Annotated in this window: 6 protein-coding genes and 1 tRNA gene; 5 read left to right on the forward strand and 2 right to left on the reverse strand. The window is 68.6% G+C overall.

Features of this window, described 5'->3' with window-relative positions; all coding sequences use genetic code 11:
- Window positions 1-19: 19 nt before the first annotated feature.
- The 3 genes from ACODTA_RS08285 (at window position 20) to ACODTA_RS08295 (ending at window position 4,745) form a co-directional block, all read left to right on the forward strand.
- Window positions 20-1,435, forward strand: a complete 1,416-nt coding sequence (locus tag ACODTA_RS08285) for an aldehyde dehydrogenase family protein (RefSeq protein WP_489065428.1) — start codon at window positions 20-22, stop codon at window positions 1,433-1,435.
- Window positions 1,436-1,728: 293 nt separating this feature from the next.
- On the forward strand, window positions 1,729-2,916 hold the full coding sequence (locus tag ACODTA_RS08290; RefSeq protein WP_489065429.1) for an amino acid aminotransferase: 1,188 nt from the start codon (window positions 1,729-1,731) through the stop codon (window positions 2,914-2,916).
- 146 nt (window positions 2,917-3,062) lie between these two features.
- Complete coding sequence (locus ACODTA_RS08295) at window positions 3,063-4,745, forward strand: thiamine pyrophosphate-dependent enzyme (protein ID WP_489065431.1); 1,683 nt, start codon at window positions 3,063-3,065, stop codon at window positions 4,743-4,745.
- A 91-nt stretch (window positions 4,746-4,836) separates the two neighbouring features.
- Here ACODTA_RS08295 and ACODTA_RS08300 read toward each other — a convergent pair whose 3' ends face one another.
- Window positions 4,837-5,307, reverse strand: a complete 471-nt coding sequence (locus tag ACODTA_RS08300) for a MarR family transcriptional regulator (protein WP_489065432.1) — start codon at window positions 5,305-5,307, stop codon at window positions 4,837-4,839.
- A gap of 313 nt (window positions 5,308-5,620) precedes the next feature.
- Here ACODTA_RS08300 and ACODTA_RS08305 point away from each other — a divergent pair, with 313 nt between their 5' ends.
- Both ACODTA_RS08305 and ACODTA_RS08310 read left to right on the forward strand, forming a co-directional pair.
- On the forward strand, window positions 5,621-7,699 hold the full coding sequence (locus ACODTA_RS08305) for an autotransporter assembly complex protein TamA (RefSeq protein ID WP_489065433.1): 2,079 nt from the start codon (window positions 5,621-5,623) through the stop codon (window positions 7,697-7,699).
- Window positions 7,699-11,889, forward strand: coding sequence for a translocation/assembly module TamB domain-containing protein (locus ACODTA_RS08310; RefSeq protein WP_489065434.1), 4,191 nt, complete (start codon window positions 7,699-7,701; stop codon window positions 11,887-11,889). Before ACODTA_RS08305 ends, ACODTA_RS08310 begins: the two co-directional genes overlap by 1 nt.
- Window positions 11,890-11,950: 61 nt before the next feature.
- On the opposite strand, the gene ACODTA_RS08315 is transcribed toward ACODTA_RS08310, so the two are convergent.
- Window positions 11,951-12,025: transfer RNA gene (locus ACODTA_RS08315), tRNA-Thr, on the reverse strand.
- Window positions 12,026-12,032: the final 7 nt, after the last annotated feature.

The following is a 12,032-nucleotide window of genomic DNA, read 5'->3' on the forward strand; positions in this document are numbered from 1 at the left end:
ATCACCAGAGGATCCGCCCATGACCGATACCCCGTTCAATCTCGTCATCAACGGCCAGCCGGTGGGGAGCGCCGAGCGGATCGACGTGATCGATCCGGCGACCGGCCGGCCCTTCGCGCATTGCCCGCTCGCGACGGTGGAGCAGCTCGACGACGCGGTCGCCGCCGCGCGCGCCGCCTTTCCGGGCTGGGCGGCCACGCCGATCGACGCGCGCGCCGATGCGCTGCTGCGGCTGGGCGCGCTGATCGAGGAGAACCAGGCCGATCTGGCGGCGCTGCTGTCGCGCGAGCAGGGCAAGCCCGTCAAATCGGCGCAGGGCGAGATCGGCGGCGCGGTCTACTGGATCCGCGCGACGGCGGCGCTTCGCCCCAAGGTGGAGCGCATCGAGAATCCCGAAGGCCCGGTGATCGAGATCCACCGCAAGCCGCTGGGCGTGGTCGGTTCGATCACGCCGTGGAACTTCCCGGTAATGATCGCGATCTGGCACGTCATTCCCGCGCTGCTGGCGGGCAACAGCGTGGTGCTGAAACCGTCGCCCAACACGCCGCTGACGACGCTGCGCATCGGCGAGCTGGCGAGCGCGGTGCTGCCCGCCGGCGTGTTCAACGTGGTGACCGGCGATGTCGAGATCGGATCGGGCATCGCCCGCCATCCCGGCATCGACAAGATCGTCTTCACCGGATCGACGGGCACGGGCCGCGCGATCATGCGCGACGGCGCCGCGAACCTGAAACGCCTCACGCTCGAACTGGGCGGCAACGACGCCGCGATCGTCCTGCCCGATGCGGATGTGGACGCGATCGTGCCGCGCCTCTTCTCGGCCTCGTTCGGCAATAGCGGGCAGATCTGCGCCGCGATCAAGCGGCTCTACGTCCATGACTCGCTCTACGACGCGGTGACGGCGCGGCTGGCCGAACTCGCGGCGGCGGCGGTCGTCGGGCCGGGCGACGATGCCGGCAGCCAGTTCGGCCCGCTCCAGAACCGCAAGCAGTTCGACTATGTCCGCGCGCTCGCGGAGGATGCGAAGGCCAATGGCGGCCGGTTCCTGAGCGGCGGCGAGGCGCCGGACGGCGAGGGCTATTTCTTCCCGCTCTCCGTGCTCGTCGATGTGAACGACGGCATGCGCATCGTCGACGAGGAACAGTTCGGGCCGATCCTGCCCGTCATCCGCTACAGCGATCCGGAGGATGCGCTGGCGCGCGCCAATCGCGGCGAGAACGGGCTGGGCGGCTCGGTCTGGTCCGCGGACGTGGCGGCGGCGGCGGCGCTCGCCATGCGGCTCGAATCGGGCAGCGCCTGGGTGAACGACCATTCGACCATCTCGCCGCTCGTGCCCTTTGGCGGCGCCAAGCAATCGGGCATCGGCGTCGAGTTCGGCCAGCATGGGCTCGACGAATATACCCAGCTCCAGACGCTGCGCCTGCCGCGCGGCTGAGCGGCATTCCGGATAATGCGCCAGCACCCACGGGGGAATTGGCGATGGCGATATCCGCCCGGCATCTCAAGGCATGTGCGTCTGTTTGCCTGATCCCAGCCGGCGCTTTCGACGGGATGACGAACAAAGGCCCGTCGTCTCGCATGATGTGACGTATTACGAGATTGCGTCACGTATAGCGAGACGCTAAGGAAGAGCAGTCCGATGGAATCGGACAGCCGCGCCGGCTGTTTGTCCGTCATGAAATTTCGAGCGGTTCGACGGGAACCGCGCAGCGCCCTCAGGGAGTCACCATGTTTGCCGATCTCAGCGATGCACCACCCGATCCGATCCTTGGCATGGCGCAGGTCTTTGCCGGCGATCCCAGCCCGCAAAAGATCGATCTGGGCATCGGCGTCTACAAGGACGAGAACGGCAACGTCATCGTCCTCGATACGGTGAAGCAGGCCGAGGAATATCTGCGCAACACGCAGACGACCAAGAGCTACCTCTCCTCCTCCGGCAATCCGCAATATAACGACGCCATCCGCGCCCTGCTGTTCGCGCCCGGATCGGACGCGCACGGACGCGCGCGCACGATCCAGACGCCGGGCGGAACCGGCGCGCTGCGCGTCGGCGCCGATTTCATCGCGAAGCTCCGCCCCGGCGCGCGCGTGTTCATGCCCGATCCCACCTGGCCCAACCATCCGGCGCTGTTCCGCGCGGCGGGCGTGGAGACCGTGGTCTATCCCTATTACGACGTCGCCGCCGGCCGGATCCGCTTCGATGCGATGATGGAAACGCTGGCCGCGCAGCTCACCGCGAACGACGTGCTGCTGCTTCACGGCTGCTGCCACAATCCCTCGGGCGCGGATCCCGATCAGGCGCAATGGGCCGCGATCGCCGAACTGCTCGAACGCACCGGCGCGATGCCCTTTGTCGATCTCGCCTATCTCGGCTTCGGCCATGGGCTCGAGCCCGATCGCGCCGGCATCAACCTGCTGGCGGCGCGGCTGCCGGAGATGATCGTCGCCAGTTCCTGCTCCAAGAATTTCGCGCTCTATCGCGAACGTACCGGCGCGCTGACGCTGGTCGCCGCCGGCGAAAAGCAGGTCGAGGCCGCGAAGGGCCATTTGCTGCCGGTGGTGCGCGCCAATTATTCGATGCCGCCCGATCACGGCGCCGCCGTCGTCGCGCATATCCTGGGCACCCCGGCGCTGCGCGCCGAATGGGAGGTGGAGCTGAACGGCATGCGCGAGCGCATCCGCCGGGTGCGGCTGGAACTGGTGAGCCAGCTCGCCGGCAAGGGCGGGCGCGACTTCGGTTATCTGGCGGACCAGACCGGCATGTTCGCGCTGCTCGGCATCTCGCCCGCGCAGGTCCAGACGCTGCGCAGCGACTGGCACATCTACGCGACGGACAGCGGGCGCGCCAATCTGGCGGGCCTGACCATGGCCAATGTCGGCCATGCGGCGGAGGCGTTCGCAAGCGTCACCCGATAGGGAGAAGCGCATGGGCGGGTGTCCGATCCGGCACTTGACCCCATGCGCCCACTCCATATAGATAACGTGTTAAGTTTATAGCGGACCCGGACCGGCCCATCGGCCCCTTGGCGAAGACCGCTCAACCAGATGACGGAGAAATGTCTGTGACCCAGTATGAACCGCAGGAACGCACCGGAGGCGAAGCGCTGGTCGAACAGCTCATCGTGGAGGGCGTGACCGACATCTTCGGCATTCCCGGCGTCCAGCTCGACTGGGCGGTCGAGGCCATTCGCGAGCGCGGCGACCGGTTGCGCTTCGTCGTGCCCCGCCACGAACAGGCGACGTCCTACATGGCGGACGGCTATGCCCGCACGACCGGCAAGGAAGCCGTCTGCATGGTCGTGCCCGGCCCCGGCATGCTCAACGCGCTGTCGGGCATCTCCACCGCCTATGCCTGCAACGCGCGGGTGCTGTTCCTCGTCGGCCAGATCCCGTCGGACACGATCGGCAAGGGCTATGGCATGCTGCACGAGCTGCCCGACCAGTCGGGCATGCTCAAGAAGCTCGTCAAATGGCATGCCATCGCCGAAAAGGCCGAGGACTTCCCGGCGCTGGTGAACGAGGCCTTCGCCCAGCTCCGCTCGGGGCGCCCCCGGCCGGTCGCGATCGAATTGCCGACCGATCTGCTCCAGGCGCGCGCGGTGAGCGCGCTGCTGCCACCGGCGCCCTATGCGCCGACCAAGCCCGATACCGGCCTGATCGCCGAGGCGGCGGCGCTGCTCGCCAATGCGCGTTTCCCCGTGATCCAGTCGGGCGGCGGCGTGCTCGCGTCGGACGGCGGCGAAGCGCTGCGCGCGCTCGCGGAGCGGCTCCAGGCGCCTGTCGTGATGAGCGAGAATGGCCGTGGCACGCTGGACGATCGCCATCCGCTGGCGCTGACCGCGCTGGGCGGCCGATCGGTCCTGCCGCATGCCGATGTCGTGCTGGTCGCGGGCAGCCGCTTCCTCGACGGCCACGCGCATCCGATCCACGCCTCGGCGGGGACGAAGTACATCTATCTGAACGTCGAGCCCAATGACTGGGAAGCGCCGCGCCTGCCGGGCCTGTCGATCCTGGGCGACGCGCGGCTGGGGCTGGAGGCGCTGCTGGCGGCGCTGCCCGCCGATCTCGACCGCGCCGACGTTGCGGACAAGGTCGCGCTCGTCAAGGACTGGATCAAGCTCCAGACCGGCGCCATCCAGCCGCAGACCGACTTCGTCGCCGCGCTGCGCGGCACCATGGCCGATGACGACATCCTGGTCAGCGAGCTCACCCAGGTCGGCTATTTCTCCAATATCGGCTATCCCGTGCACAGCGCGCGCGCCTTCATCACGCCGGGCTATCAGGGCACGCTGGGCTATGGCTTCAACACCGCGCTGGGCGCTGCGCACGGCAATCCCGGCAAGCGCGTCGTCTCGCTGAACGGCGATGGCGGCTTTAGCTGGGGCCTGCAGGAACTGGCGACCGCCGCGCGCGAGAATTACGACCTCTCGGTCGTCGTCTTCGTCGACGGTTATTACGGCAATGTCCGCCGCATCCAGAACCGCGTGTTCGGCAAGGAGATCGGCGTCAAGCTGACCAATCCCGATTTCGAACTGCTCGCGAAGGCCTATGGCCTGCACACCCAGGCGGTGGATTCGCCCGAAGGCCTGCGCGACGCGCTCCAGGCCGCCAAGGAACGCGGCGGCCCCGCGCTGATCCAGGTGGCGGTGGGCGTGATGCCCAGCCCCTGGGCGCTGATCCACCCCTTCGTCCCCTCGATGGTGCCGGTGCCCCCCAATCCGCTGGGCGAGCCTGAAGCGGCCTGAGGCTGGTTTCGAAACGATATGCCGGGGTCCGTCGGGCAAGGCTCGCCGGGCCCCGTTTTCATTCCCACAAACGGTTGGGCAGGCGCCCGCGCTACTCGCCCTTGCCCTCGCTCGGCGCGAACTCGGCGAGCACCTCGCTGAACGCGGCGAGTTCAGACAGCAGCGTCTGCAACCGTTCCCGCCCGAACGCCGAGACATAATTGTTGATCAGCACCAGCGTGAAGGCGGCGGTGTGGTCGATCACGTCCTGGCCCTCCGTCGTGATCGCGACGATCGATCGGCGGCGATCGGTCTTGTCGAGCTTGCGCACGACCAGCTTGCGATCGACCAGTTCCTTCAGGATGCGCGTCACGCTCGGGCCGTGCAGCATCGCTTCCTCGGCAAGCTCGGCGATGCCGAGCGGCCCTTCGTCCGAAAGCACGCGCAGCACGCGCCATTGCTGTTCGGTCACATTGGCTTCGCGCAGCAGCGGGCGGATGGGCGCCATGATCGCCTCCCGCGCGGCGAGCAGCGATCCGGCGACCGATTTCTTGTAGGGGACGAGCTTGTTGGGAGGAGCCATGTGATTCCTATAGAGAGAAAGGGAACGGACGAGCAACAATGACGATGGCCGTCTATTGCCCAACCCCTTGAAAATCGGCGGTGCCGCGTAAGCATATCATGTGTATGATCTATCCCCGTCCACATGGTCCGGCGCAATCCTGAATCGACCGTGGAACACTCGACGCCGCCGCCCGTTTGGTTCAGACGGGCGAGCAGAGATGGGGGGCGTCATTCCGGGTCTTGAAATGCGTATGCGCATCGGCGCGCCGGTTCGCCCGGCGATCTCGTTTCGTGCCCGCATGTCGCCGATCCGCTGAGCGCGCGGCGCCGGAATGAAACTGATCCTCCCGCTCCTCGCCATCGCCGCGCAGCCGCCGGCGGCCCCGGATGCCGATCCCATCATCCCCGATTCGCAATTCGAACAGGCATTGCCGCCGATCGACGCCGAGCTGGCCGCGCCATTGGCGCCGATCGAGGATATCGACGCGCTTCCCGTCGAAACGCCCGATGCACAGGTCGCCCAGCCCCAGCCCCAGCCCCAGCCCCAGCCCCAGCCGCAACCCATGCCATCGGCGGCCGCCACGCCCGATCCGGCATTGGCCGAGCCGCTGCCGTCGCTCGCCACCTTCGATGTCGAACCGCCGCAGGCCGTGGCCGAGGACGATGCGAAGCCCGCGCCGGCGGTGCGCTACACCGTCGTCGTCGAAGGGCTCGACAAGGTTGGGCTGGAGGACGAGTTTCGTGGCCTTTCCGCCCTGGAGGAAGGCGACGGCAAGGGCGCGAACGGCGCGGTGATCGCGGCGCGCGCGCGGGAGGACGAGGCGCTGGCGCTGCGCATCCTCAAGTCCGAAGGCTATTATGACGCGGTGGTCACGTCGGTGGTCGAGCCCGTCCAGGGTCAGCCGGGCCGCGCCACCGCGACGATCACCGCCACGGCGGGCACGCGCTATGCGCTGGGCGCCATCGCCATCGAAGGGCCGGATACGGTGCCGCCGGGCATGCCGCGCGCGATACTGGCGCTGAAGACCGGCGACCCCATCGTCGCTGCCGCGGTCGAGGCGGCGGAGGCGGGCATCAGCCTCCAGCTTCCGCAGCGCGGCTATCCGTTCGTTTCGGTCGGCGCGCGCGATATCGAGCTCGACGATGCCGATCACACCGGGGACTACACATTGCCCGTCGATCCGGGCCCGCGATCCTCGTTCGGCGGCTACAGGACGACGGGCAAGCTGGCCTTCGACGCCAGGCATGTCGGCGTGCTCGCGCGCTTCAAGCGCGGTGAACTCTATGACAATCGCAAGGTCGACGATCTGCGCGAGGCGATGGTCGCCACGGGCCTGTTCGATTCGGTCGCGGTGGAACCGCAGCGCACCGGGGAGGTCGCGCCCGACGGCACCGAATATGTCGACCTGCTGGTGACCCAGAATGCCGGGCCGGCGCGCCGGCTGGCGGCGACGGCGGGCTATTCGACGGGGCAGGGGCTGCGCGTCGACGGAAGCTGGACGCACAAGAATCTGTTCCGGCCCGAAGGCGCGCTGATCGTCGCCGCCGTCGCGGGCACGCAGGAACAGGGGCTGAGCGGCACCTTCCGCCGCTCCAACGCCGGCAAGCGCGATCGCACCGTGCTGTTGTCGCTCTCCGCCAACCGGCAGGATTACGACGCCTATGAAGCGCTGACATTGGGCATCAACGGCCGCATCTCGCGCGATTCCACGCCGATCTGGCAGAAGAAATGGACCTGGGCCTATGGGTTTGAGGCGCTGGCGACGCGCGAAACCCGGTTCGACGACCTGCTGAGCGCCCGCACCCGCCAGAATTACTTCATCGGCGGCATCAACGGGCAACTGGGCTACGACACGTCGGACAGCCTGCTCGATCCGAAAAAGGGCATGCGCGCGCTGGTGCGCCTGAGCCCCGAAATCTCGCAGAGCGAGGGCAAGAACTTCCAATATGCCCGCGCGCTGGTGGAGGGGAGCGCCTATTATCCCGTGTCGGACAGCCTGGTGATCGCCGGGCGCGTGCGCTTCGGAACGATCGTCGGGGCGCCGCGCGACGAGATCGCGCCGTCGCGGCGGCTCTATGCCGGCGGCGGCGGATCGGTGCGCGGCTTCGGATACCAGCAGCTCGGCCCGCGCGATCTGCAGAACAACCCCATTGGCGGGCGCAGCCTGGTCGAGGGTGCGATCGAGGCGCGCTACCGCTTCGGCGATTTCGGCATCGTGCCCTTCCTCGATATCGGCCAGGTCTACGAATCCTCGACGCCGGGCTTCAGCGACCTGCGCATGGGCGCCGGGATCGGCGGGCGCTTCTACACCAATTTCGGGCCGCTCAGGCTGGATGTCGCGACGCCATTGGGGCGGCGCAAGGGCGAAGCTGCCGTCGCCGTCTATATCTCGATCGGGCAGGCCTTCTGATGGCGGAGGCGGGCGACACCCCGGCGATCCGGCCGAAGCGTCCGCTGGGCTGGCGGATCGCGATCTGGGCGGGGATCGCGCTCGCCTCCCTCGTGCTGCTCGCCATCGCCGCCATTTTCGCGCTCGATACCGCGCCGGGCCGCCGCTTCGTCCTCAACCAGCTTGACGGCTACGAGCTGGAATCGGGGCTGAAGGTCAATATCGGCCGGCTCGACGGATCGCTCTACGGCGCGCTGGTGATCCGCGACCTGCGGCTGAGCGATACCAAGGGCGTCTTCGCCACCGCGCCGCGCATCGATCTCGACTGGCGCCCCTTCGCCTTCGTCAGGAGCCATGTCGATGTCCGTTCGGCGACCGCTGCGCTGGTCACGCTGGCGCGGCTTCCCGAGCTGAAGGCGGTGCCGAGCGATCCCGATGCGCCGATCCTGCCCGATCTCGACATCGATATCGGCCGGTTGAAGGTCGATCGGCTGGTGCTCGGGGCGGCGGTGGCCGGGGAGCGCCGGGTGCTCAGCCTGGACGGCAAGGCGGAGATCGCGGACCGGCGCGCGCGCGTTACCGCCAATGCGGCGGCGGCCGGCACGGGCGACCGTCTCTCCGTGCTGCTCGATGCCGTGCCCGACGACAATCGCCTGGTGATCGATGCGCGGCTGGCGGCGCCTGTCGGCGGCGTCGTCGCCATCATGGCCGGGTTGACCCAGCCGCTCGACGCCAGGATCGCCGGGCGTGGAAGCTGGGCGGACTGGAAGGGGCGGATCGACGCGGCGCTGGGCGGCCAGCCGCTCGCCGCGATCGACATGACCGCGCGCGACGGCAGCTTCGATCTGCGCGGTCCCCTGCGGCCCGGCCTGATCCTGCAGGGGCCGGTCGACCGGCTGACCGCGCCCGCGCTGATGCTGGAACTGGCGACCAAGCTGGAGGAACGGCGCGCCGATACGCGGCTGTCGCTGCGTTCGCCGGCATTGGCGGTTTCCGCCAACGGCATGCTCGATCTCGGGCGCAGCCGCTTCGGGAACATGCGCGTCGATGCGCGCCTGCTGACCCCCGGTGCGATCGCGGAGAATCTGAACGGGCGCGACATCCAGGCCACGCTCGTCCTCGACGGCGCGTTCGCCGCGCCGGTCGTCGACTACAAGGTCCGCGCCGCGGCGATCGGCTTCGGCGAGACGGTGGTGGAGGGGCTGACCGCCCAGGGCCGCAGCCGGGTGGATGCGGATCGCATGCTGGTGCCCGTTTCCGCGCGGATCGCGCGCGTCACCGGGCTCAACGCGGCGGCGGGCGGCATGCTCGTCAATGTCGCGATCGACGGCGATTTCGCGGTGCAGGGCGACAGCATCATGTCGGACAATCTGCGCATCCGATCGAAGCAGATCGACGCGACCGCGATCGTGATCGCCGATCTTTCCACCGGCATCTATCGCGGCGCGCTGAACGGCCGCGTCAATGATTACCGGATCGAGGGCGTCGGCATCGTCAACCTGACGACCGATATCAAGCTGGTCACGGTGCCGTCGGGCGGCTTCGGCATGCAGGGGCGGTTCGGCCTCGCCACCGTGCGCATCGACAATGCCAGCGCGGCGGAATTCCTGGGCGGCCGCACGGTGATGGCGGGCAATCTGCGCTTCGATCCGGCTGGTGTGTTCTCGGTCGACAATCTGCGCGTCAATGCGCCCGGATTCCGCCTCGCGGGCGGGCGCGGATCCTATCGCCCGGACGGGCGCATCGCCTTTGTCGCGCAGGGCATGTCCAACCAATATGGCCCGCTGGCGCTTGATATCTCGGGCACGGTCGAGCGGCCGCTGGTGCGGCTGCGCGCGGCGCGGCCCAATGTCGGCGTGCAACTGAGCGATGTGGAGGCGATCATTCGCGGCACGGGCGCGGGCTATGCCGTCACCGCCACCGGCGGATCGCCCTATGGCCCGTTCAACGCCGATGTGCTGGTGCGCACCGCCGCCGGGCCGCTGACGATCGACATCAACCGGGCGCGCTTCGCGGGCGTCGATTTCGCGGGCACCGTGCGCCAGCTTCCCGCCGGTCCCTTTGCCGGGCGGCTGACGGCCAGCGGATCGGGCGTCAACGGCGTGGTGACGTTGGGCGCGGTCGGCAAATATCAGAGCGCGCTCGTTTCCGCGCGCGCCAATGGCGCGCATATTCCGGGGCAGGCGGGGCTGGTGATCGATCGCGCGATCATCGAGGCGCGCGCGATCCTCTACGAGACGCCGGAGGTGATCGCGGACGTACAACTCGCCGGCGTTCGCCAGGGCGAACTGCTGATCCAGACCGCACGCGCGAAGATCAATTATCGCGGTGGACGCGGCACCGCCCAGCTTGTCGCGAACGGCCGTTCGGGCGCGAGCTTCCGCGTGGCGGCCAATGCGCAGCTCTCACCCGATCTTTATCGCGTCGCGGCGCAGGGGCAGATCGGCGCCGTGCCGTTCCGTCTCGCCCAGCCGGCGGTGATCCGGGGCGAGGGCGGCGGCTATCGCCTGCTGCCCGTCGCGGTCGTCGTGCCGCAGGGGCAGATGCGGATCGCCGGGCGTTACGGCACCGCGCTGGAGGCGCAGGCGCGGTTCCAGAATTTCGATCTGTCCGTGCTCAATGGTTTCGCGCCGGGCGCGGGCGTGGGCGGCCGGGCGACCGGCGGGCTCGATTTCGTCCAGGCTTCGGGAGAGGCGATGCCGCGCGCCGATCTGCGGCTGACGGTCGACGATTTCACGCGCTCGGGCGCCGCGATCGTCTCGACGCCGGTGGATATTTCGGCGCAGGGCTCGCTCCGGCCCGAGGGCGGCTCCATCGCCGCGATCATCCGCCGGGGCGGCGCCGCGATCGGGCGCGCCCAGTTTCGCCTGCAACCCTCGGGCGGCGGCGCCTGGACAAGCGCGCTGGCCAATGGCGCGCTGTCCGGCGGCATCCGCTACAACGGCCCGGCGGACGTGCTGTGGAGCCTGACCGGCATCGCGGACCAGCAGCTTTCCGGCCCCGTGGGTGTCGCGGCGGATGTATCGGGCACGCTCGGCCAGCCGCGCGCGGTGGGCGTGATCCGCGCCAACGCGCTCGCCTATGAGAACGAGACCTATGGCACGCGGATCAGCGCGATCCGGCTGAACGGCCGTTTCACCAGCGACCGGCTGGAGATCACCGAGTTCAACGGCCGCGCCGGCAACGGCACCGTCACCGCGCAGGGCAGCATCGGCTTCGCCGCCAATTCGGGTTTCCCGATCGATGTGCGCGCGACGCTCACCAATGCCCGGCTGGCGGAAAGCGACGCCCTGTCGGCGCGTGTCTCGGGCGATATCGCAATCACCAATGATGCGCGCGGCGCGTTCATCCGGGGCACGTTGCGCCTGCCCGAAGTGCGATACCAGATCATCCGCCAGGGTGGCGCGGAGATCGCGGAACTCGAAGGCGTCCGCCGCAAGGGCACCAGCCGCGCCCAGGCGGCGCAGCAGGCGGCCGCGGCAGGGCCGCCGGGCCTGTTCAAGCTCGACCTCAACATCCGCGCGGAGGAACGCCTCTATGTCAGCGGCATGGGGCTGGAAAGCGAATGGGGCGCCAATCTGCGCGTCGGCGGCACCTCCGCCGCGCCGGTGGTGACGGGCGTGGTCGATCTGGTGCGCGGCACCTACAGCTTCGCCGGACGGCGCTTCGACCTGAGCGACGCCAGCGTCGTGCGATTCGAGGGCGGCCAGGCGACCAATCCCTCGCTCGAGATTTCGGCGACCGCCGATATCCAGGGCACGGCGGTGACGATCAATATCGGCGGCCGCGCGCTCAATCCGCAGATCGCCTTCACCAGCTCGCCCAGCCTGCCGCAGGACGAACTGCTCTCGCGCATCCTGTTCGGCAATTCGGTGACCGAGCTTTCGGCGATGCAGGCGATCCAGCTTGCCTCCGCACTCAACGGGCTGCGTGCGTCGGGCGGCGGGCTCAATCCGCTCGGCAAGCTGCGCTCGGCGACGGGCATAGACAGGCTGCGCGTGCTGGGCGCGGACGAGGCGACGGGGCGCGGCACCGCCGTCGCCGCCGGCCAATATATCTCCAACGACATCTATGTGGAGATCATCACCGACACCAAGGGCTTCACCGCGACCCAGCTCGAGATCGCGCTGTCGAAGGCGCTGTCGATCCTTAGCCAGACCGGCGGATCGAACGGCACGGCGGTGAAGCTGCGCTATTCGAAGGATTATTGAGCGCGGCGCGCGATGTCGGGGATCCCCGGAAAGGGGGTGATTTCGACGATATGCGGGAAAATGGTGCTGCCGGTGAGGATTGAACTCACGACCTCAGCCTTACCAAGGATGCGCTCTACCACTGAGCTACGGCAGCACGGCCC

The sequence above is a fragment of the Sphingomonas sp. FG14 genome (genome assembly GCF_057809675.1).

Coding starts and splice junctions, on each gene's coding strand:
- ACODTA_RS08305 (WP_489065433.1), top strand. CDS start 5,621: ATGAAACTGATCCTCCCGCTCCTCGCCATCGCCGCGCAGCCGCCGGCG.
- ACODTA_RS08285 (WP_489065428.1), top strand. CDS start 20: ATGACCGATACCCCGTTCAATCTCGTCATCAACGGCCAGCCGGTGGGG.
- ACODTA_RS08300 (WP_489065432.1), bottom strand. CDS start 5,307: ATGGCTCCTCCCAACAAGCTCGTCCCCTACAAGAAATCGGTCGCCGGA.
- ACODTA_RS08310 (WP_489065434.1), top strand. CDS start 7,699: ATGGCGGAGGCGGGCGACACCCCGGCGATCCGGCCGAAGCGTCCGCTG.
- ACODTA_RS08290 (WP_489065429.1), top strand. CDS start 1,729: ATGTTTGCCGATCTCAGCGATGCACCACCCGATCCGATCCTTGGCATG.